16 protein-coding genes and 2 pseudogenes are annotated in these 21,591 nt (G+C 59.2%); 8 read left to right on the top strand and 10 right to left on the bottom strand.

The annotated features are described in order from the left end of the window. Positions 1 to 49 precede the first annotated feature (49 nt). The 4 genes from fdhE to fdnG are packed head-to-tail and all read right to left on the bottom strand — an operon-like array spanning position 50 to position 5,633. Positions 50 to 976 carry a formate dehydrogenase accessory protein FdhE gene (gene fdhE / locus ACA075_RS14365; protein ID WP_497299044.1) on the bottom strand — a complete coding sequence of 309 codons (927 nt, stop codon included), beginning with the start codon at positions 974 to 976 and terminating at the stop codon, positions 50 to 52. A 5-nt stretch (positions 977 to 981) separates the two neighbouring features. After that, positions 982 to 1,635, bottom strand: a complete 654-nt coding sequence (locus ACA075_RS14360; protein ID WP_497299043.1) for a formate dehydrogenase subunit gamma — start codon at positions 1,633 to 1,635, stop codon at positions 982 to 984. Then, on the bottom strand, positions 1,632 to 2,567 hold the full coding sequence (fdxH, locus tag ACA075_RS14355) for a formate dehydrogenase subunit beta (protein WP_497299042.1): 936 nt from the start codon (positions 2,565 to 2,567) through the stop codon (positions 1,632 to 1,634). Before fdxH ends, ACA075_RS14360 begins: the two co-directional genes overlap by 4 nt. Then, positions 2,568 to 5,633 (bottom strand): formate dehydrogenase-N subunit alpha, encoded by a 3,066-nt coding sequence (gene fdnG, locus ACA075_RS14350; protein WP_497299041.1) that lies wholly within the window; start codon positions 5,631 to 5,633, stop codon positions 2,568 to 2,570. It abuts the gene before it with no gap. A 353-nt stretch (positions 5,634 to 5,986) separates the two neighbouring features. Between fdnG and ACA075_RS14345 the strand changes: the two genes are divergently transcribed. The 5 genes and pseudogenes from ACA075_RS14345 (at position 5,987) to ACA075_RS14325 (ending at position 10,943) form a co-directional block, all read left to right on the top strand. Beyond that, positions 5,987 to 7,141, top strand: a complete 1,155-nt coding sequence (locus tag ACA075_RS14345) for a MalY/PatB family protein (protein WP_497299040.1) — start codon at positions 5,987 to 5,989, stop codon at positions 7,139 to 7,141. A gap of 208 nt (positions 7,142 to 7,349) precedes the next feature. Next, complete coding sequence (locus tag ACA075_RS14340) at positions 7,350 to 8,207, top strand: SDR family oxidoreductase (RefSeq protein WP_497299039.1); 858 nt, start codon at positions 7,350 to 7,352, stop codon at positions 8,205 to 8,207. A gap of 248 nt (positions 8,208 to 8,455) precedes the next feature. Further along, positions 8,456 to 9,066 (top strand): annotated as a pseudogene (locus ACA075_RS14335) (Yip1 family protein). Between the two features lie 46 nt (positions 9,067 to 9,112). Continuing rightward, positions 9,113 to 10,456 (top strand): cation:proton antiporter, encoded by a 1,344-nt coding sequence (locus ACA075_RS14330; protein WP_497299038.1) that lies wholly within the window; start codon positions 9,113 to 9,115, stop codon positions 10,454 to 10,456. A gap of 190 nt (positions 10,457 to 10,646) precedes the next feature. Continuing rightward, a complete protein-coding gene (locus tag ACA075_RS14325; RefSeq protein WP_497299260.1) occupies positions 10,647 to 10,943 on the top strand; it encodes a hypothetical protein in 297 nt (98 codons plus the stop codon). Between the two features lie 42 nt (positions 10,944 to 10,985). Here ACA075_RS14325 and ACA075_RS14320 read toward each other — a convergent pair. Next, positions 10,986 to 11,904: pseudogene (locus tag ACA075_RS14320) on the bottom strand (alcohol dehydrogenase catalytic domain-containing protein). Positions 11,905 to 12,247: 343 nt separating this feature from the next. Between ACA075_RS14320 and ACA075_RS14315 the strand changes: the two are divergent. Further along, positions 12,248 to 12,724 (top strand): PA2171 family ribosome-binding persister protein, encoded by a 477-nt coding sequence (locus ACA075_RS14315; RefSeq protein WP_497299037.1) that lies wholly within the window; start codon positions 12,248 to 12,250, stop codon positions 12,722 to 12,724. 56 nt (positions 12,725 to 12,780) lie between these two features. Here ACA075_RS14315 and ACA075_RS14310 read toward each other — a convergent pair whose 3' ends face one another. Next, a complete protein-coding gene (locus ACA075_RS14310; RefSeq protein WP_497299036.1) occupies positions 12,781 to 13,317 on the bottom strand; it encodes a hypothetical protein in 537 nt (178 codons plus the stop codon). A 138-nt stretch (positions 13,318 to 13,455) separates the two neighbouring features. Between ACA075_RS14310 and ACA075_RS14305 the strand changes: the two genes are divergently transcribed. Then, positions 13,456 to 13,689, top strand: coding sequence for a hypothetical protein (locus tag ACA075_RS14305; protein WP_497299035.1), 234 nt, complete (start codon positions 13,456 to 13,458; stop codon positions 13,687 to 13,689). A 12-nt stretch (positions 13,690 to 13,701) separates the two neighbouring features. Here ACA075_RS14305 and ACA075_RS14300 read toward each other — a convergent pair whose 3' ends face one another. Continuing rightward, on the bottom strand, positions 13,702 to 15,624 hold the full coding sequence (locus tag ACA075_RS14300) for a hybrid sensor histidine kinase/response regulator (RefSeq protein ID WP_497299034.1): 1,923 nt from the start codon (positions 15,622 to 15,624) through the stop codon (positions 13,702 to 13,704). A gap of 147 nt (positions 15,625 to 15,771) precedes the next feature. Between ACA075_RS14300 and ACA075_RS14295 the strand changes: the two genes are divergently transcribed. Beyond that, positions 15,772 to 16,527, top strand: coding sequence for a DJ-1/PfpI family protein (locus ACA075_RS14295; RefSeq protein WP_497299033.1), 756 nt, complete (start codon positions 15,772 to 15,774; stop codon positions 16,525 to 16,527). On the opposite strand, the gene ACA075_RS14290 is transcribed toward ACA075_RS14295, so the two are convergent. The 3 genes from ACA075_RS14290 to ACA075_RS14280 all read right to left on the bottom strand — a co-directional run bounded on the left by ACA075_RS14290 (position 16,508) and on the right by ACA075_RS14280 (position 21,459). Beyond that, positions 16,508 to 17,404, bottom strand: a complete 897-nt coding sequence (locus ACA075_RS14290) for a zeta toxin family protein (RefSeq protein ID WP_497299032.1) — start codon at positions 17,402 to 17,404, stop codon at positions 16,508 to 16,510. The genes ACA075_RS14295 and ACA075_RS14290 overlap by 20 nt on opposite strands. A gap of 126 nt (positions 17,405 to 17,530) precedes the next feature. Beyond that, on the bottom strand, positions 17,531 to 19,810 hold the full coding sequence (locus ACA075_RS14285) for an ATP-dependent DNA helicase (protein WP_497299031.1): 2,280 nt from the start codon (positions 19,808 to 19,810) through the stop codon (positions 17,531 to 17,533). Continuing rightward, positions 19,807 to 21,459, bottom strand: coding sequence for a VRR-NUC domain-containing protein (locus ACA075_RS14280; protein WP_497299030.1), 1,653 nt, complete (start codon positions 21,457 to 21,459; stop codon positions 19,807 to 19,809). The genes ACA075_RS14285 and ACA075_RS14280 overlap by 4 nt, the downstream gene beginning before the upstream one ends. Between the last annotated feature and the right edge of the window lie 132 nt (positions 21,460 to 21,591).

Genomic DNA, 21,591 nt, shown 5'->3' with positions numbered 1-21,591 from the left:
AAGCGCTCCCGCAAACGTTGACTGTCGCGCCTGAGTGTAGCCGTTGTGCTTAATCGCCTCCCGGAGCGAGCAGAAGATTCGGTGCCGGACGCAGGTAACCTTCCTGTTCCAGACGCATGTCCAGCATCAGGCTGGTCAGGTCGGTCGAGAGCGCTTCGGCCTCGGCATCGTTTTCCAGGTACAGCAGTTTCAGGTAGCTGCGGCAGCCGGGACAGGTTTCGGCGCGCAACGGTGCCTGATTGGCGGCATGGCGGTCGTCATCGAGGCTGACGTATTCCAGGCCTTTGCTTTGTTCGCAGTACACGCATTTGACCCGCACCACGTGCCATTCGCAGGCGCACAACGAGCACACCAGATAACGCAAACCGTTGTGTTTGCCGCGATGGCGAATGACCCCGGCCATGGCCGGCGAACCACAGGCCGGGCATTGGATGAGGCTCTCGCCAGGTTTCAGCGCAAGGTCTGGCGTGTTCAGCAGCCAATGACTGAAGGCGGCCTGCAACGCCGCACCGAGAAACGGCACCAGCGCCGCCGGCAGCAGCGAATACTGGCCGCTGACCAAGGCGATCGCCCAGGTTTTGCGTTGCCCGTTATTGGCGTTGCGCAAGGTGGCAACGGCGTTGTCGACGGCAGAGTGTGGCGGTGGCGAGTATCGCTGCAACAAAGCGTCGAGATATGCCAACCAGGTGTCCTCGCGCACCAGGCTGTCGGCGGCGAACGGTGGCAAACCGTGTTGCTGGCACATTCGCAGGCGCTCGGGGTCGAGCGGCGCCGCTTCAGGTGGATTGTCCAGCAGGTCCTGCTGAACACGGCACAGGTCGACCACCAGCCGCAGGTAATCGGCCAGTGGGTGCCCGTCCGCCATTTTTTCCAGGCGCTGCGCCCGCAGCGCGAACAGGTTGTTCGGTGGCAGATGCAGGAACGGCGGAGAACCCGCCGCCGCTTCGATCTGTCCAGGCTCAAGAATGGTTGCCAAAGGGCTTATCCTTTTTTGCTGATCGGCCGCTCAGGGTGCTCGTCTCGGGTCACTTCCCGATACCAGAGTTCATGGTGCTTCCTCGCCCAGGCGCGGCTGACCCAGCCATGCACCATGGCGCTGATCGAGCCCTTGATCCAGATACCCGCGTAGATGTGGATGATGATGCTCAACACCAGCACAAAACCGGCTAAGGCATGCAGCAGCATCGCCCAGCGAATCGAGGTGATGCCGAAGTATTCGCTGAAATACGCACGCCAGATCACCAGCCCGCTGAACAACAACACCAGCATGCACAGCAGCAAGGTCCAGAACAGCAGCTTCTGCCCCGGGTTGTACTTGCCGATCGGTGGCACGCCCTCCTCCTCATTGCGGATCACCCGCCCGACGCGCCGGAGCCACAACCGGTCATTGCTGATAAAGAAATTCGCCCTGAAGAACTGAATCACCAGGCCGAGAAACAGCACAAACATCACCACGCCCATGAACGGGTGCAGGATGCGCGTCCACGGCCCGCCTCCGAACAGGTTACTGAGCCAGAACAACGCCGGATGGAACAGCGCCAGGCCTGACAGGGCTGCCATGAAAAACAGGATCGCCACCAGCCAGTGATTGGTGCGCTGGTTCGAGGTGTAGCGCAGGATCTGCTTGCGGATCATGGTCTGTCCCCCTGCTTCGGATCATAGGTGTGCACCGACGGATCGACTTCATGCACCGCTGGGTCCTTGAGCGGCGGTAATTCATCCTCCTCGACCAACTGCGGCCCGATGCGCACGTAATGGAAGAACCCGGCCAGCACCGCCAGGCCCATGGCCAACAATCCCAAGGGTTTGCTAACGCCCTTCCACAATTCCACCAACGGGCTGATCGTCGGGCTGCTCGGCAAACCGGCGTAGAGCGTCGGCGTGTCCGCGTGATGCAGCACATACATGACGTGTGTGCCGCCAACGCCTTCGGGGTCGTACAGGCCGGCCTGATCGAAGCCGCGGCTTTTCAGGTCGACGATGCGTTCGGCGGCGTGTTCTTTCATGTCTTCCTTGCTGCCGAACACGATGGCCCCGGTCGGGCAGGTTTTCACGCAGGCCGGTTCCAGCCCCACTTCCACCCGGTCCGAACACAAGGTGCATTTATAGGCCTTGTGATCCTTCTGAGAGATCCGCGGAATGTTGAATGGGCAACCGGTGATGCAATAACCGCAGCCGATGCAGTGGTCCTGATCGAAATCGACGATGCCATTGGCGTGCTTGATGATCGCCCCCGGACTCGGGCACGCCGCCAGGCAACCGGGCTCGGCGCAGTGCATGCAGCCGTCCTTGCGGATCAGCCATTCCAGGTTGCCGGCGTCGGTTTCATGCTCGGTAAAGCGCATCAAGGTCCAGGTTTCTGCGCTGAGGTCTTGAGGGTTGTCGTAGGTGCCAAGGTTGTGGCCGACCTCGTCGCGCAGCTCGTTCCATTCCGAGCAGGCGACCTGGCAAGCCTTGCAACCGATGCACTTGGTGGTGTCGATCAGCTTCGCCACTTCCTCCTGATTGCGCACCGATGGCGAGACCGTGGTGGTGGCCGAACGGGCGATGATGTCTTGGCTGGCCATTTAGACTTTCTCCACGTTGACCAGGAATGACTTGGATTCCGGGGTCTGTGTGTTGCCATCGCCGAGGAACGGCACCAGGGTGTTGGTCAGGTAACCGTGGCGCGTGAGACCGGTAAAGCCCCAGTGCAGCGGGATGCCGATCTGGTGCACCACCTGATTGTTGACCTGCAGCGGACGAATCCGCTTGGTCACCACCGCCACCGCTTCGATGTGCCCGCGCTTGGAACTGACGCGGACCCGGTCGCCGGCCACGATGCCTTTCTCCTTGGCCAGCACTTCACCGATCTCGACGAATTGCTCGGGTTGGGCAATTGCGTTGAGCTTGCAATGCTTGCTCCAGAAGTGGAAATGCTCGGTCAGCCGATAACTCGTGGCGGCATACGGGTAGTCCTTGGCCACGCCGAGGGAATCCCACACTGAATCGAAGATCCGCGCCGCCGGGTTGCTGGTAGCTTTCTTGTTTTCCGGGTGCAACGGGTTGATGCCGATCGGCGTTTCAAACGGCTCATAGTGCTCGGGGAATGGGCCCTCGTTCATCTTGTCGACGGCGAAAAACCGCGCGATGCCTTCGGGGTTCATGATGAACGGATTCATCCCGGCTTCCGGCGGCGTATCAGCCTTGAAGTCCGGCACATCGGTGCCGCCCCAGGCTTTGCCGTTCCACCATACCAGGCGCTTTTTCTCATCCCATGGCTTGCCTTGCGGGTCAGCTGAAGCACGGTTGTAGAGAATGCGCCGGTTGGCTGGCCAGGCCCAGGCCCAGCCTTGATGTTGATGCATGCCGAAGGGGTCGCTGTTGTCGCGCCGGGCCATCTGATTCCCCGTCTCGGTCCAGCTGCCGCAGAAAATCCAGCAGCCCGATGCCGTACTGCCGTCATCCTTGAGCTGGCCGAAACCGGCCAGTTGCGCGTTGCTCTTGATCGTCGCGCCGGTGGCATCGGTGAAGTCGGCGGTGGCATAGCCGTTGATTTCCCGCGCCAGTTCTTCCGGCGAGGGTTCGTCGGCGATCTTGTACGGCCACGACAGTTTGAGGATCGGGTCGGGATAGGCGCCGCCCTTGGCTTGATAGCGCTGGCGCAGGCGCAGGAACAGCTCGCTCATGATCTGCACGTCGGTGCGCGCTTCACCCGGTCCGTCGGCGCCCTTCCAGTGCCATTGCAGCCAGCGGCTGCTGTTGACCAGCGAGCCGTCCTCCTCGGCGAAACAGGTGGTGGGCAGGCGAATCACTTCGGTCTGGATACCGGCGGTTTCCACATCGTTGTACGGCCCGACATTGCGCCAGAACTCCGAGGTTTCGGTGGACAGCGGGTCCATCACCACCAGCCATTTCAGCTTGGCCAGTGCCGCCATCACGCGGTTTTTGTCGGGGAGCGCCGCGATGGGGTTGAAGCCCTGGCACAGGTAACCGTTGACCTTGCCCTGACCCATCAGGTCAAACACTTTGAGGATGTCGTAGTTGGGAATGTCCAGTTTCGGCAAGTAGTCGTAGGCCCAGTTGTTCTCGAGCGTGGCGTTGTCGCGGTACCAGGCTTTCATCAGGCTGACGTGGAATTTGCTGTAGTTCTGCCAATAGGACAGCTGCCCCGGACGCAACGGCATTTGCGTGCGCTTGGTGATGTAGGCGGCGTAATCCTGCTCGGCGTCGCCAGGCAGGGTCAGGTAGCCCGGCAGCGAGTTGGACAGCAAGCCGAGGTCGGTCAGGCCCTGGATGTTGGAGTGCCCGCGCAAGGCATTGACGCCCCCGCCCGGCATGCCGACGTTGCCCAACAGCAGTTGCACCATCGCCGCGCTGCGGATGATTTGCGAGCCGATCGAGTGCTGGGTCCAGCCCAGCGCGTAGAGAATCGTCATGGTCTTGCCCGGTTGCGAGCACGTGGCGATTTCTTCCCAGATCTTCTGCATGGCATCGACCGGCATGCCGCAAATCTGGCTCGCCAATTCGATGTTATAGCGGCTGTAATGCTGCTTCATCAGCTGATACACGCAGTGCGGGTCTTGCAGGCTCGGGTCGGTTTTGACGAAACCGTCCTCGCCCAGCTCGTACCCCCAGCCGGATTTGTCGGTATACGCCCGCTTGGCGGCGTCGTATCCGCTGAAGATGCCGTCCTCGAAGCCATACCCGGCTTTGACGATGAACGACACGTCGGTGTAGTTGCGCACGTATTCGTGCTGGATCTTGTCCTCGGTCAGCAGGTAATTGATCAGCCCGCCCATGAAGGCGATGTCGGTGCCGGTGCGAATCGGCGCGTAATAGTCGGCCACCGAGGCGGTCCGGGTAAAACGCGGATCGACAACGATCAGCCGCGCCTTGTTGTGCGCCTTGGCTTCGGTCACCCATTTGAAACCGCACGGGTGCGCTTCTGCTGCGTTGCCGCCCATCACCAGGATCAGATTCGCGTTGGCGATATCGGTCCAGTGATTGGTCATGGCACCACGGCCGTACGTCGGGGCAAGACTTGCCACCGTCGGGCCGTGTCAGACACGCGCCTGGTTATCAAACCCCAGCATGCCGAGACTGCGAATGACCTTGTGGGTGATGTAACCCGCTTCGTTGGACGCCGCCGAGGCCGCGAGGAAACCGGTGGTCAGCCAGCGGTTTACCGTTTGGCCCTTGTCATTCTTCTCGATGAAGTTGGCGTCGCGGTCGGCCTTCATCAGGTCGGCGACGCGGTCCAGCGCTTCATCCCAGGAGATGCGCGTCCATTCGGCGCTGCCCGGCTTGCGCACCTGGGGATATTGCAGGCGCCCGGGGCTGTGAATGAAGTCCAGCAGGCCGGCGCCTTTGGGGCACAGGGTGCCGCGGTTCACCGGGTGGTCGGCATCGCCATCGATGTGAATGATGCTTTGCGCGACGTTCTTGGCGGTATCACCCTGGCTGTACATGATCAACCCGCAGCCGACCGAGCAATACGGGCAGGTGTTGCGGGTTTCATGGGTGTGGGCGAGTTTGAAATGGCGTACCTGCTCGGCGAAGGCAGGCGCAGGGAGCATGCCCAGCGCGCCGAGGCTCGAGCCCGCAAGGCCGATACCAGCGACCTTGAAGAACTGACGACGGTTGAGGTCCATCGTGCACTCCTGATCAGGTGGAGACCCGGTACTTTTGCCGGGTTTTTCTGGACGATCACGGTGGCGGCAGCGTGGCTACCGACACCTGAAACTCTAGACAATGGGAGAACTGACTGCCTGAAAACCGACCATCGGGCAATGCGCCGAATTCAGCCATCACCCCAAACCTGTGGGAGCGGGCTTGCCCGCGATGAGGTCGGCACAACCAACATTAATACTAACTGACCCTCCGCTATCGCGAGCAGGCTCGCTCCCACAGGGATTTGTGGTGGTCGGACTATTACCGTCTCGCTCCCACGGGGCTTGGCGATTATCATGGGCGCCATATCCAACCGGCCTTTATGAGACTGAGCATGACCTTCGATTTTGATCAGGTGTTCGACCGCCACGACACCGGCAGTACCAAGTGGAGCCGCTACCCGGCCGACGTGTTGCCGATGTGGGTTGCCGACATGGACTTCGCCGCACCGCCGGTCATCCTTGAAGCCCTGCGTAAACGCCTGGAACACCCGATGGTCGGTTACAGCGTGCCTCAGGAAGATCTGCGCGCCGCCATCGTCGCCGACCTCTGGAACAAATACGCTTGGCGCGTATTGCCGGAGGAACTGATCTTCCTGCCGGGTGTGGAATCGGGGTTCAACATGGCGCTGAAGGCGCTGGTCGAGCCGCAACAGAACGTCGTGGTTCAGGTGCCGAACTACCCGCCGCTGCGTCATGCGCCAGGTCATTGGGGCTTGAACAAGGTTGAACTGCAATTCGACGCGTTGGCTGACGGCACGTATGACACGCCGCTCACAGCCTTGAGCCAGGCACTGACCGGCGGCGGCGCGCTGTTGCTGAGCAATCCGCATAACCCGCTGGGCAAGGTTTTCCCACGGGAAGAACTGCAAGCGCTGGCCGACATTTGCCTGGAACACAACGCGTGGATCATCTCCGACGAAATCCACGCTGAGCTGTGCTTTGACGGCCGCGTGCACATTCCAACGGCATCGCTCAGCCCGCAGATCGCCAAGCGCACCATCACCCTGATGTCGGCGAGCAAGGCTTACAACATCGCGGGTCTGAAAACCTCCTTCATGATTATTCAAGACTCGGCGGTGCGTGCGCGGGTCAATCATGCCCGTTGCGGCATGGTCGACAGCGTCAACCCGCTGGGCATGGAAGCGACGCGTGTGGCCTACAGCGAAGGCGGCCCGTGGCTGGCCGGGTTGAAGGCGTACTTGCAAGGCAATCGGGATTATCTGGTGGAAGCGGTTCGCACGCGTTTGCCGGGTGTGACGATGAACATCCCGCAGGGCACGTATCTGGCGTGGCTCGATTGCTCGGCGCTGGGACTGGACAACCCGCAGCAGTTCTTCCTCGACCAGGCCAAGGTCGGCCTCAGCCCCGGCCTGGATTTCGGCGATAACGCCCGGCAATTCGTGCGCCTGAACTTCGGCTGCCCACGGGCGTTGCTGGAAGAAGGTTTGGCGCGTATGGAGCGCAGCTTGCTCAACCTCAAGGCCTGACAACACAACAAATCCCCCTGTAGGAGCGAAGGCGGTGTGCCAGTTGACACATGTATGACTGACACACCGCCTTCGCGAGCACGCTTCGCTCCTACAAGGGAATTACGTGGATTCGGTGTTTTGTGGACGCACTGAAATCCAACCGAACTCAAGGCAAAACACCAGGGTCAACCCTTTGAATCCTGTGCCTCGAGATCGGAGATTTGCCATGACTGACTATCCAAAACCACCCTTCCCCAAGCAACGCCAGCCCGTCCCCGGTTCCCAAAAGAAAATGGACCCGTACCCTGACTGTGGCGAAAAAAGCTACAAAGGCTCCGGCCGACTCGACGGCAAGATCGCCCTGATCACCGGGGCCGACAGCGGCATCGGCCGTGCAGTCGCCATCGCCTTCGCCCGTGAAGGGGCCGACGTTGCGATCGCCTACCTCAATGAACATGAAGACGCGCAGGAAACCGCACGCTGGGTCGAACAGGCCGGACGCCAATGCGTGCTGCTGCCCGGCGACATCGCGCAGAAAGCGCAATGCCAGGCCCTGGTGGACAAGACGGTCGAACGTTTTGGCCGGATCGATATCCTGGTCAACAACGCCGCCTTCCAGATGACGCACGAAAACTTAGAAGACATCCCGGACGAAGAATGGGTGATGACCTTCGACGTGAACATCACGGCGATGTTCAGGATCTGCCAGGCCGCGCTGAAGCACATGAAGGCCGGGAGCTCGATCATCAACACCAGTTCGGTCAACTCGGACATGCCCAAACCCACCCTCCTCGCCTACGCCACGACCAAGGGCGCGATCGCCAACTTCACCGGCGGCCTGGCGCAGATGCTCGGACCGAAAAACATCCGGGTGAACTGCGTGGCGCCGGGGCCGATCTGGACACCGCTGATCGTCTCGACCATGCCCGATGAAGAGGTGCAGAACTTCGGCTCGCAAACCCCGCTGGGCCGGCCAGGGCAACCGGTGGAAGTGGCACCGATTTACGTGCTGCTGGCGTCGGACGAGGCCAGTTACATCACAGGCCAGCGCTATGGCGTGACCGGTGGCAAACCGATGCTGTGACCGATCCCTTGTAGCAGCTGCCGAGCAACGCGAGGCTGCGTTCGGCTGCGCAGCAGTCGTAAAACCATTCAACCACGGTGTTTCTGGTAAACCGTGCATGCCGGGTTTACGACTGCTGCGCAACCGAACGCAGCCTTCGGCAGCTGCTACAAGTACCTCAGTGGACGCTGAAAAAAATGAACCCCAGACAAATCTCCCCGCTCAATACGTTTAAGCCCCCCCATCACGGGCCTTTCGAGGAGACGGTCATGTCCGCACCTATCCTCAAGCTCTTCACCCAGCCCAAATTCGCCTGGACGGATATTCGCCGCGAAGAGGAAGCACATCCGCGCCATTACCTCGCGCATTTGCTGCTGCTCGCGTTGATCCCCGCCGTCTGCCTGTTCATCGGCACCACCTATGTCGGCTGGAGCCTGGCCGAGAACGAAACCGTAAAACTCAGCTCCCAAAGTGCCTGCAACTCTGCGTGCTGCTGTACGTCACCATCATCGCCGGCGTGGCTGTGATGGGGGGATTCATCCGCTGGATGTCGCGCACCTTCGACGCACGGCCGACCCTCAATCAATGCATCGGTTTTGCCGCCTACACCGCAACGCCGTTTTTCCTGGCCGGGTTTGCCGGGCTGTACCCCAGTCGCTGGCTGGCGATTGCGGTATTGGGCGCCGCCTCCCTCTACTCGACGTTTTTGCTGTTTGTCGGCCTGCCGACGTTCATGCATGAACGCAAGGAACAAGGCCTGCTGAATGCGGCGTGTGTCTGGGGCGTCGGTCTTCTGGTTTTAGTGACTATTCTGGTTGAGATGATTCTGCTGTGGTTCAACGTGCTGACGCCTGAATACTTGCGCGCGACAGTCGGTTGATCTCCAGAGGCCCACAAACCCGGCCCACCCCCATCGAGTACCGAGCATGAGTTTCATTTTATGGGTGGCCGTGTTGGGTGCCGTGTTGCTGACGCTGGCGCTGACCTCGTCCTATCTGCGCTGGATGCCGGTGACCACCTCAGCGGTGTGCCTGGTGCTGGGTGCCGCCATCGGGCCGGCGGGGTTCGGGCTGTTGAAGCTGGACACCGCTGACGCTTCGATCTGGATGGAGCACCTGACGGAAGTCGCAGTGCTCTTCTCGTTGTTTGTCTGTGGCCTGAAATTGCGCTCGCACCTCAAGCATAAAAACTGGAGGGTCGCCTTCGGCCTGGCTGGCCCGGTCATGCTGTTGACCATTGTGGGCATCTGCTTATTGCTGCATTACGGGCTGCAAGTGTCGTGGGGCGCATCGATGCTGATCGGCTCGATCCTGGCGCCGACCGACCCGGTGCTCGCCGCGCTGGTTCAGGTCAACGACGCACGGGATGAAGACAGCGTGCGGTTCGGCCTTTCCGGTGAAGCCGGGCTCAATGACGGGATTGCCTTTCCGTTCGTGATTCTTGGCCTGCTTATGCTGCAACACGACGGCAACCCCGGCTGGTTTGGCGACTGGGTGCTGCGCAGTGTGATCTGGGCCGTACCGGCGGGTTTGCTGACGGGTTACTGGATGGGACGCGGCATCGGGCGCCTGACGTTGGCGCTGCGGATCAAGAACGACGACAGCACGCTGTCCCCGAACGATTACCTCGCCCTCGCCTTGATTGCGTTGGCGTATGTCGGGGCTGAGTCGATCCACGCCTACGGGTTTCTGTCAGTGTTCGCTGCCGGCCTCGGATTGCGTCAGGAAGAAGTCAGTTCCACCGCCAATGACGAACTGCCGGCCGAGCATTTGGTCCAGCCGGTGGTCGGCCATCAGAACGTCGAACCGCAACACGCGGTGCATGGCGACACCGACAACCTTGAAGACACTCAGGTGGCTGCGGGCATCATGATGGGTGACATGCTCGCCTTCGGCAGTCTGGTGGAACGGGCCATGGAAGTGTTTCTGGTGACGCTGCTCGGCGTCGTGCTGATCGCTCACTGGGACTGGCGCGCCCTGCTGGTCGGCGGTGTGTTGTTTTGCGTTATTCGCCCTTTGAGTGTCGCTGTGATGCCGTGGGGTCGATTGCTCGATTGGCGCCAGCGAATGTTGATCGGCTGGTTTGGCATACGTGGCATCGGCAGTCTGTATTACCTGTTCTATGCCTTGAATCACGGGCTGGGCCAGTCGGTGGCGACGTTGTGTATGGACCTGACCTTGTCCGTGGTCGCGTTGAGTATTCTGATCCACGGGATCAGCACGCAACCCACCCTCGCCCGCTATGAACGGCACAAGAAACAGATTATTTGATTTTTTGGCCAAATGTTCATGGCTGGATTCATCGAGTTTTCGCATTCAGATATTTGAAATCCCTGTGCACCCCGGCAGTCACAACCTTAATTCCGCCTGATTTTTTCAACACGGCGGGACCCGACAGATTCGGTTCCACTGTGGCGACGATGCCTTCAAAAGGGACCTCGGAAAGTTAAAGGTGCCGGTCATGATCCACTGTTCAACTCCCAATCAAATCAAAGCCTGCCGGGCATTCGCTCTGGAATGCAATCGCCAGATGTTTGAAGACGCCCAGGCGCTGAGCCGCTACGCCTTTGAGATGCTTGAAGGCGGCGATATGGACATGGAACGGTTTGAGCGCTATCGGGCGATGCGCAGGAAGGCTGATCTGAAGTTTCAGGAAGCGATCGAGCATCTGCGCGTGCTCAACGAGGATTTCCCACCGATCCCGATGTCGGTGAACAACTCCCAGCGGTTGCGCCAGCAGCTCGAGGATCGGGCTTAAACCCGCCTCCGCCAAGTACACCTGATTCTGTGGCGAGGGAGCTCACTGACTGAAAGGCCCGGCAAATTCGAAAATCTTGTAACCCTCGGCGGCCTGCTCCAGTGACAAGCGATGCGTAATGATCGCCTCCGGTTGCAGGCGTCCGGTTTCAATGTGCCCCAGCAGCTCCGGTAAATAGCGTTGCACGTGAGTCTGGCCCATCTTGAATGTCAGGCCTTTGTCGAAGGCATCGCCAAACAGGAAACCGTGGATGAACCCGGAATAGACCCCGGGCACGCTGACCACGCCACCACGGCGAACGGCAGCGATGCATTGGCGTAGCGCCTTGACGCTGCTGCCCTCCAGTTTCAAGGTGGCAAGCAAGGTTTCGGTGGTGCTGCCCTTGGCCTCAAACCCCACCGCATCGACCACGCCGTCCACCCCGCGGCTGCCTGCTGTCTGGCGGATGATCGTATCCGCCGGGTCGTCATCGTCATCAAAATTGATCGGGATCACGCCGTAGGTGCGCTGCGCATAGGCCAGCCGATAGTCGTGATTCCGCTTGCCCACCTGGAATGCCGCCATAGAGCCGGCTGAACCCAAACAACGCAGCCGGCGGTGGAATGGCCTTTTTATTGATAATTGCGCCCCGTCCCGAGTTGGTGGTTTCACAACTGGCAAACAAGTCCATCTGGCAGAAGAAACACTCACCACAAGCAATCACGAACGGGATCACCACACGATCGCCGCGCTGCACGGCGGTAACGGCTGTACCGGTTTCCTCCACGATGCCCATGAACTCGTGGCCAAAGATATCGCCATGCTCCACCGTCGGAATCTTGCCGCGATAAAGATGCAAATCGGATCCGCAGATCGCCGTCGCGGTTACCCGCAAAATGATGTCGTCAGCGGCTTCAAGGGTGGGATCGGGAACGTTTTCTACCCTGACATCGTGAGCTCCGTGATAAGTCATTGCGCGCATGGCGGCATCCTCGCGGGTTGGTTAAAAGACCTCGTTTGTCTGTATTAAGGGAGGGCGAGCGGTGAGCGAGTTCAGTTACATCCGAGGCGAATCTGATCGACGGTACGACGCCGATAATTCAGTTTTTAGAGGCAAAAAAATCTTGCCGCGAACTGCATGAGTCAATTTCCGGACTCATGCAGCCTGCACGACTTCATTTCGCCATCAGTCTTCTTAACCTTTTGTTTTATATAGAGTTACTTCAAGCGCTGAAGTGGGCACGACAAATGCTCCAGGACAATGAGCGATCTACGGCCATGAGACCGTTTGCGCCCATCCCCGTGACTATTTGAGAGATTCGACCATGAACGCCATCGACCTGTTGAAAGCCGACCATGAACGCGTAAAGGGCATCCTGACCCAGCTGAGCGAGTCCACCGAACGTGGCGTTAAAAAACGCACCGATCTGCTGGCCAAGCTTGAAATGGAAATTGCCATCCATACCCGCCTCGAAGAGGAAGTCTTGTATCCAGCGTACAAAAAGGCCGGAGGCAAAGAACAGGACGTCATGTACTACGAAGCCAAGGAAGAACACCGCACCGTGGATTCGCTGGTGCTGCCGGACCTGAAAGTCACCGACCCTTCCACCCCGGAATTCGCAGGTCGCGTGAAAGTGGTCAAGGAATTGCTGGAGCACCACATCGAAGAAGAGGAAACCGAAATGTTCCCTCAAGCCAAAAAGCTCCTGGGTAAAGCCACCCTGGAAGAATTGGGTGCGCAAATGGAAACGCTGAAAGCTCAGTACAAGAAAGAAATGAGCACGCCTAATCTGGCAGCATGATTCGGTTGGCTGATGTAAAGAAGCCCGGCATCTGCCGGGCTTTTTGCAGGTGCACATCAGCCGCCCGGGTTAGTCACCTGGATGAATACTGCGTAGCTGCCCAGCAACACCCAGAAGGTGGCGAAGATCCATGGCGTGCGCACGGAAAACAGCAGCGATTTGCGATACCCCTTGTGGGACGATTCCATTTCACTGAACAGCGGCGACTCATCGTAAGCCAGCCCCATCAATGGCTCGCTGCGCAGCAACTCACTTTGCTTGAAGTGCCAGTGATCAATGATGTCATAGGCCGCACGGATCCCCGGCCAGGCGTTCAGCGAACTGAGCAACCCAAGCAGCGCGAGAAACGGCGGCACCACCAGGGTAAAGAGTTTTCCCCACTCGGGATTGAGGTTGGACATGCAGGACGCGAAGGCAATCACAAGAAACGATTGCGCAGCCAGATAAGCATCGGTTCGATTGGCGAGGATGCTGGTTTCGTATTGAATTTCCCGACGGTAGAAATCCAGGCGCTCCTTGGGCGAACCGAACATTTTGGCGTTGTGTTCGGACAAGACTTCTTCGGCGGCAGGTTCGGTCAGTATTCTGGGCACGGGGCATACACTTGGGCTGTGAAAGCGTTTAGAAGAAACCTTCCCGGGCAAAGTTCAGCCGGATTCAATGCGCCTCGCTCGAACGCTACTTCGCCGCCGTGGTCCTTCAGATACAGACTCTAACTTTAAGGACCACGCATGGACTCTCTCGATTGGTTGCAATGGCCGGCGATGCTGGTCACGGTGCTGGCGGCGTGGCTGATAGGCTCGCAATCACCCTCGCGCAGGGTGTGGGGTTTCAGCTGCTTTATCGTCAGCAACCTCTTGTGGGTGATTTGGGGTTACCACACCCACGCCTATGCGTTAATCGTGTTGCAGTTTTGCCTGTGTGCCATGAACTTGCGCGGTTTCAGGAAGAACGCCAACGGCTGAGCGCAGCGCCAGTCATTTCATGGCCTGGGCAATGACCTCCACCAGATTGAGTTGGGTATACGGTTTGGACAAGCGCGGGAGCGCGGTCGCGAAGCCTTCAAGGCGCTCGGCATAACCCGTGGCGAGAATGATCGGCACGTCCGGCTTCAACGTCCGAATGGCCTGCGCCAATTGCGCGCCATTCATTTGTGGCATGGCCATGTCGGTAATGACCAGGTCAATATTCTGCTCGTGTTCGAACAGCTCAAGCGCTTGTGCACCAGACACCGCACTGATCACCCGGTGGCCGAGGTCCTCAAGCAACAGGCCGGTACTGGTCAACACCAGGCTGTCATCGTCCACCACCATTACGCACAATTGAGCCACTGGCGGTGCTTCCACTTCCGCTGAAGCGGGTTGGTTGAGCGCAGCAGTCGTGGCCGCGGGTATCCATAGTTCGGCGACCGTGCCGATGTCTTTCTGGCTCTTGAGAACGAATCGCCCGCCCAATTGTTCGATAAAGCCATGGATCATCGACAACCCCAGCCCCGTGCCTTTGCCCACGCCTTTTGTGGTGAAGAACGGGTCCATGGCCGAGGCCAGGGTGGCCTCATCCATGCCCTCTCCCGTATCGGCGACACTCAGGCACACATAGCGGCCGCGCTCCAGCAATAACGTTGATTGATCGGGGATTTCTTCTGTCCGGGTGCCGATGACGATTTTGCCGCCGTTGGGCATGGCATCCCGGGCATTGGTGGCGAGGTTCAGCACGGCCAGTTCGAGTTGATTGACATCGGCCATGACCGGAACGAGGTCGGGGGAAAAGCGTGTTTCGAGCTGCACGGAAGGCCCGAGGGAGCTGCGTAACAGGCCGCTGATCCCTTCTATCAGCACGGGTATCTCGACAGATTCGGACTTGAGCTCCTGACGTCTGGCGAAAGCCAGCATGCGTTGAGTCAGGGACACACCACGCAAGGCACCCTGGGTGGCGTTGTCCACCAATCGAGTGACTTTCGGATTGTCTCCCACGCGTTTACGGACGATTTCCAGGTTGCCAAGGATAACGGTCAGCAGATTATTGAAATCGTGGGCGATCCCGCCACTCAGTTGGCCGATGGCCTGCATCTTCTGCGCCTGGAACAACGCTTCACGGGTTTGCTCAAGCGCTTTCTGTGCGAGCGTGGCCTCGGTAATGTCCCGGGTAATTTTGGCAAAGCCGAGCAACGTACCCGTTTCGCCCCAGATCGGATCGACCACGACATGGGCAAAGAACCGTGTGCCGTCCTTGCGCACGCGCCAAGCCTTGTTTTCGAAGCGTCCCTCCCGCGTAGCCGTTTCCAACGCACGTTGCGGTTCCCCCGCTTCGCGGTCCTCAGGGGTGTAGAAGATCGAAAAGTGCTGGCCAATGACCTCTTCGGGCCGGTAGCCCTTGATGCGCTGGGCGCCTTGATTCCAGTTGGTCAGGCGTCCGTCCGGGGCAAGCATATAGATGGCGTAGTCAGTGACGCTTTGAACCAGCAACCGAAACTGCTGCTCGCTTTGTTTGAGGGTCTCTTCGGCCATTTTGCGGTCGGTGAGGTCCCGGGTGATCTTGGCGAAGCCCAGCAGCTTGCCGGTCGGATCGATAATCGGATCGATCACCACATGGCACCAGAAGTGCGTGCCGTCCTTGCGAACCCGCCAGCCTTCGCCCTCGAAACGACCTTCGCGGATCGCCGTGTCCAGTGCACGCTGGGGCAGACCGATAGAGCGATCTTCTTCGGTATAAAAACGCGAAAAATGCTGACCGAGGATCTCCGCCTCCTCATACCCCTTGAAACGTTTGGCGCCAGCGTTCCAGCTGGAGATGATGCCATCGGGGTCAATCATGTAGATCGCATAGTCCACCACGGCATCAATCAGCAGGCGAAAGCGCATTTCCTCGATGGAGTTGGTTTTGGACTGGTTATCACTCATCGATCACACCCGTGATTATTGTTTTGTTGAGTATGCGACAAACCGTGGCTTTGGTGAGCCAGAAAACAATCATGTACTGGAGCATAACGTTGTGACCGCCTATTCTCGACGCCAAACGCCATTCCTGGCGGGTTCAAGGCGTCCCCGATGATCCTGATTCTGTTACCCACGTCTGACTACGATCCCACAGAGAGCAGCGTTCCATGGCAAGCCATGCGCCAGGCCGGTATTGAAGTGCGCTTTGCGTCGCCCGAGGGATTGCCGGCCTACGCCGATTCGCGCCTGGTGGACATCGGTTTTGGCCCGTTGAACCCGTTGCTGATGACGCGCAAGGCCGACCTTGCCAGCTACGCCCGGATGATCGAAGCCCCGTCATTTCGCCAACCGCTGTCCTATGACGATGTCGACCCCAGCGAGTTCCAAGGGCTGCTGATTCCCGGCGGGCATGCCAAGGGCATGCGCAGCCTGCTGGATTCCGAGCAGGCCCGACGGATCGCCCTGCACTTTTTCAAGGCAGACAAACCGGTGGCAGCGGTCTGTCACGGCGTGCTGGTGCTTGCCCGCACCCTCGACCCTGACAGCGGACTTTCGGTGTTGCGGGGTCGCAAGGTCACCGCCCTGGTAGCCAACACCATGGAGCTGCCTGCCTGGGCAATCACCGCGGCCTGGCTCGGACGCTATTACCGGACCTATCCTCAAACCGTCGAAGCGGAAGTCACCGCCGCCCTGTCCAGCCCGATGGATTTCCTGCGCGGGCCATTCCTGGCGGTGCGTGATTCGGCGGACCAGCCACAAAGAGGTTTCGTCGTCCGCGATGGCCAGTTGCTGACCGCTCGCTGGCCGGGAGACTGTCATCGCTTCGCCGCCGAATGGGTTCGCCTGGTTATCGGTTCACGTATTTGACGATGCAGGCGTACAGATCGTTGTAGACATAATCAGGGACAACCTCGGCGTATGTCTGGGTTTTGAGTAACGCCAGGTGGCATTCTTTTACCACCTCGTCACGCTCACTCAGGGTGTGGACATGATTATTGATGATGCTGTCATAGGCGCTGTACACCGTTGGCGTCGTAGAGGGCGTCACGCCAGCGGTTGTGGTGTAGGTGATATGAGCACGCGAGACGCGTTCTTTCAGCGCCCCGAACCCGCGTTCATACACCGTGATTTGTGAGCGATCGACCGCCTTCGAGGCGGTTTCGAAGGCCAGGATGACCGCTTGCTCATGCCTCATGGCGGCCTCCAGCGTTGATCGCGTGACAAACCTTTCCAGCTCGCAGTTTTCCAGGCTTTTGAAGGCTCTTTTGATGCTCGAAACGTGAGCGAACTCCAGCGTGCAGCCAATGATATGCGTTTCGAACTGATAACCGGCCGCCGTCGCGAGTGGTGGAAATGCCGCGAAATCGATGCTGTCGAACGCACACTCCATGATGATGTTGTATTTGAGTGTGAAGGCTTCGGTGAAGATTTTGGCGCAGAGCTCTCGGACGAAAGCTTCGGTATGTTCATAGGCATGCAGCACGCCAAGCTTGATCATCTCCGCGTATTGAGGATGTTTCTGTCGGTATTCGGGCAGGTAGAGACGAACATACTTGTCGTAGCGCCTGGTCGGCAGGAGTGTGTTTTCCAGCAGGAAGGTTTTACCCGAGCCTTGAAGCCCGGCAACTACCAGGATTTTCGGCGTTTCCTCGGCCGTGATACCGCGAAACAGTGAGGTTTTGATGACATTGAACGCAGCAGTGACCTGCTCAGGGGAATAGATGTAGTTCGGTGCGGAGCACATACCTTGATTTCCTTATCAAAGAGCGGCTGAAAGTAATGCCTGCCCTTTGAATAAAGCGCTGTTTCCGCGTTTGTTCAAATGCGTGTGTCTTTCAAGATATGTATTTGTTTTAAAAGGTAAATAATCCTACACACCAGACGCTAGATGCGCCTGCTCGACCGACCACCAACGCGGCAGCAAGTGTTTGACCTTGCTGTCACCGAACCGGTCATCAATCAACATCACCACCCCTTGATCCTGCTGAGTGCGGATCACCCTTCCTGCCGCCTGCACCACTTTCTGCACGCCGGGATACAAGTAGGTGTAGTCATAACCGGCGCCGAAAATCGCCGCCATTCGATGCTTCATCTGTTCGTTGACCGGATTGAGTTGCGCCAGCCCCAGGGTGGCAATGAATGCACCGATCAGGCGTGCGCCGGGCAGGTCGATGCCTTCACCGAACGCTCCGCCCAACACTGCAAAACCAACGCCTTGGCTGTGCGTCGTGAACTGATCGAGAAAGGCCTGGCGTTGCCCTTCCGCCATGCCCCGGGACTGCGACCACAGGGTGATCTGCGGGTGTCGCTCGGCCAGTAACTGCGCAACTTGCTGCAAATAATCAAAGCTGCTGAAAAATGCCAGGTAGTTACCGGGGCGTTGGCTGAATTGCCGGGCGATCAGCTCGACGATCGGTTCGAGGGACGCCTGGCGGTGGACGAATCGGGTCGATATCTGGCTGACGATGTGCACTTTCAACTGGTCGGCATGGAACGGAGATTCGACATCGATGCACACCGTGTCCGGCGGCGTACCCAGCAGGTCCGCGTAATAATGCCGAGGACTGAGCGTCGCGGAAAACAGCACCGTGCTGCGCGCAGCGGTCAAGCGCGGGCGGATGAAACCGGCCGGCACCACGTTGCGCAGGCACAGTTGCGACAGGTTTTGTTTGCGCTCCAGGTCACGCTTGCTGATGTCGAACAGAAACTGCTCATCGAAGAGTTCGGCCACCCGGCAAAACTGCAGCATGTCGAAGTAAAAATTCTGTAGGGCGCTGTCCAGGCCCTGAGGATGATCGTTGAGATAATCGCCGATGCTCGCGCTGCACGACGACAGCGCCTGGAGGAGCTTTTCCGGTGCCTTGTCGTAGGCCTGATACGGCGCCAATTGCAGATTATGCAGGGCATTCCACTCTCGATTGACCCGTTGCAACGGTTTTTTCAGGGCGTCCGGCGCGGTTTTTCGTACCCCGTTGAGGGTCGATTGATCGAGCGTGGCGCTGTACATCTGCCGGCCGCGCTCCACCAGGTTGTGCGCCTCATCCACCAACACCGCGACTTTCCAGTTATTGGCCTGGGCCAAGCCGAACAGCAACGCACTGAAATCGAAATAGTAGTTGTAGTCGGCGACCACCACATCGGCCCAGCGAGCCATTTCCTGGCTCAGGTAATAAGGGCAGACCTCATGCGCCAATGCCACTTGGCGCAAGGCGTCCTGCTTCAACAGGCTGAGTCCGCTGGCGGCCTGGCGGGCAGCCGGCAAACGGTCATAAAAGCCCTGGGCCAACGGGCAGGATTCACCGTGACAGGCTTTGTCCGGGTGCTCGCAGGCTTTGTCCCGGGCGATCATCTCCAACACCCGCAGCGGCGGCGCATCGGCGCTCTCCAGGATGACTTGCGCGGCATCCAGCGCCAGTTTGCGCCCCGGTGTTTTCGCCGTCAGAAAGAACACCTTGTCCAACTGCTGCGGCGCCAGGGCCTTGAGCATCGGAAACAGCGTGCCCACGGTCTTGCCGATGCCGGTCGGCGCCTGAGCCATCAGACAACGACCGGTGCTGACGGCCTTGAACACCGATTCCGCCAGGTGCCGTTGCCCCGGACGAAAGTCGGCATGGGGAAACGCCAATTGCTGCGCTGCGTGATTGCGCGCGTCGCGATGGGCCATTTCCTGCTCGGCCCATTGCAGGAACAGCCCGCAATGATGCTCGAAGAACGACTGCAGCTCCCCCGCGCTGAAGGCCTCGACCAGGCAGGTTTCCTTTTCGCTGACGATGTCGAAGTACACCAGCGCCAGATTGATCTGCACCAGTTCCAGCTTCTGGCACATCAGCCATCCGTAGACCTTCGCTTGCGCCCAGTGCAATTGCCGGTGGTTGGCCGGTTGCTTGCTCAGGTCGCCGCGATAGGTTTTGACTTCTTCCAGGCAGTTTTGCGCCGGGTCGTAGCCGTCCGCCCTGCCTTTGACCTTCAAGGTTTTGTACTGGCCTTCGAGGGCGACTTCGCTTTGATAGCCCTCGCTTCGTCGCGAGGCCACGGTGCGGTGCCCGACGATGCCTTCCAGCGCGGTTGGCGACGGCGTGAAACGCAGGTCGAGGTCGCCGACCTTGGCGGTGAATTCACACAGCGCCCGCACCGCAATGCCGTAGCTCAAGCGCTCTGCTCCGCCCATTGCACGTAGCAGACGGCGATCGGCATCTGATGTTCGTGACAGAACTCCAGCCAGCGCAATTGGTTGTCTTGCAGGCGATCGCCGGGGCCTTTGACTTCGATCATGCGGTAGGTCTTGTGCTGCGGCCAGAACTGGATCAGATCGGGCATGCCGGCCCGGTTGGCCTTGATGTCCAGCAACAGGCGATTGAACCAGTGCTTGAGGTGTTCGGCGGGCAGGCAGTCAAGCGCCTGATCCAGCAGTGCTTCGCTCAGCGCGCCCCAGAACACGAACGGTGACTGCACGCCCCACTTGGCGACGTAACGTTCACGGATGGTCTGGATATAACGCCCGTCATCGAGTTCGGCCAGACAGGCCTGGAACTCATCCGCTCGACGTGCATGGAAGTCTTCGTTTAGCAGGTCCACCGGCCCGCGCTGGAACGGGTGGAAAAACGCCCCCGGCAACGGAGCAAAAATCGCCGGCCAGCACAACAGGCCGAACAGCGAGTTGATCAGACTGTTCTCGACGTAATGCACCGGCGCCAAATCCTCCGCCAGGTGCGCCTGCACATGAAATTCGACCGACAGCGCCGGGTCTGTCCTGGGCAAGTGCAGGTCCAGTCGCAGCATTTCCCGGGGCGATGGCCGTTTCATCGCCGGGCCGCCCAGTTTGCGCCGCAGCCTGGGCAACACACGCAGCACATGCTGATGCTCGGTGGCGCTTTCCGGCGATTGCTCCGCCTGCGTGGCCAGATGCAGGGCCAACTGATATTCGCCACAACGCTCCAGCACACGGATAAGGCGCACCCGAGCGCCGGGATAGGCGCAGTCGCGGTAAATCGTCAACGCCATGGAAAAATCCGTGATGCGTTCGCAATGCTGACCAATCTGGAACAACAACTTGCCGCGACGTCGTTGCAACCACGAGTTGTCGAGTAGCACCTCGTTGACCTGCTCGACAATGTCCGCCACATCTTCACCGGCCTCGAAACGTTGCTGGCAGTGGTGCAGGTACAGGCAGGCGTCCACGTCTTCACGGCTGCGCAGGCCCCGGGATTCGGCACAGAATTCGACTTTCTCGTAGGTAAAGATACCGAGATCGGCCAGCACGAATTCCGACCAGTCCTGATACAGGTTGCCGAAGAACATCAGCCGCAAGCGGTCGCACAGGTCCATGATGGTCAGCGTGAACAGCCGGTCGTTCAGTTGCGGGCACCATTGCGCGAAGCTTTGTTCCTCGCAGAACTGCTCGCTCAGGGACGCCAGCCATTCGGTCTTCTTGCCTTTGGGTTGATCGATGGCGGTACCGAAGCAATGAAGAATCTCGGCCTTGAGCAGAACGTCGAACAGCTCCTCGAGCTGTAGCGGCGATTGCGCAGAGATCCAGCCTGACGTCAGCAATGGCTCGGCAGCACTGGCAATGTCGCCAATCTCGACGTAACTCAATTTGCCGGCCCTGAAATGCAGGCCCTTGCGCATCACCATCCTGACCAGCAGCGCCCGGGACTCGCGGGGCTGCCGACTGAAATCGCGGATGAAGGCCTGCTCCTCGACGCTCAGCACATCGGCATAACGATGCTCAAGCCAATCAAGCACTTGCATGAAGTTGTTCAGGTAATAGAACGGGTCGTCGAGAGGATTTGCAGTCACAGGGAAAAAGGGCCATGGCGAGCGAGTACTGGTTATGCGTACAGATACCAGCTCCGGTGTATCCGGTGCAAACGGAAAAGGATAAGCGGCGGCGCTATTTGGCTATTTTCGAGCGACCATCGAACTTTCTGC

The organism is Pseudomonas sp. LBUM1663 (genome assembly GCF_059695905.1).
Note: the sequence above shows the minus strand (reverse complement) of the source record. Positions and strands in the feature narration are given on the sequence as shown.

Bases quoted from the DNA above. Each gene is read 5' to 3' on its own strand.
- ACA075_RS14360 (WP_497299043.1), bottom strand. From the start codon at position 1,635: ATGATCCGCAAGCAGATCCTGCGCTACACCTCGAACCAGCGCACCAAT.
- fdxH (WP_497299042.1), bottom strand. From the start codon at position 2,567: ATGGCCAGCCAAGACATCATCGCCCGTTCGGCCACCACCACGGTCTCG.
- ACA075_RS14345 (WP_497299040.1), top strand. From the start codon at position 5,987: ATGACCTTCGATTTTGATCAGGTGTTCGACCGCCACGACACCGGCAGT.
- ACA075_RS14340 (WP_497299039.1), top strand. From the start codon at position 7,350: ATGACTGACTATCCAAAACCACCCTTCCCCAAGCAACGCCAGCCCGTC.
- ACA075_RS14330 (WP_497299038.1), top strand. From the start codon at position 9,113: ATGAGTTTCATTTTATGGGTGGCCGTGTTGGGTGCCGTGTTGCTGACG.
- ACA075_RS14325 (WP_497299260.1), top strand. From the start codon at position 10,647: ATGATCCACTGTTCAACTCCCAATCAAATCAAAGCCTGCCGGGCATTC.
- ACA075_RS14315 (WP_497299037.1), top strand. From the start codon at position 12,248: ATGAACGCCATCGACCTGTTGAAAGCCGACCATGAACGCGTAAAGGGC.
- ACA075_RS14305 (WP_497299035.1), top strand. From the start codon at position 13,456: ATGGACTCTCTCGATTGGTTGCAATGGCCGGCGATGCTGGTCACGGTG.
- ACA075_RS14300 (WP_497299034.1), bottom strand. From the start codon at position 15,624: ATGAGTGATAACCAGTCCAAAACCAACTCCATCGAGGAAATGCGCTTT.
- ACA075_RS14295 (WP_497299033.1), top strand. From the start codon at position 15,772: ATGATCCTGATTCTGTTACCCACGTCTGACTACGATCCCACAGAGAGC.
- ACA075_RS14290 (WP_497299032.1), bottom strand. From the start codon at position 17,404: ATGTGCTCCGCACCGAACTACATCTATTCCCCTGAGCAGGTCACTGCT.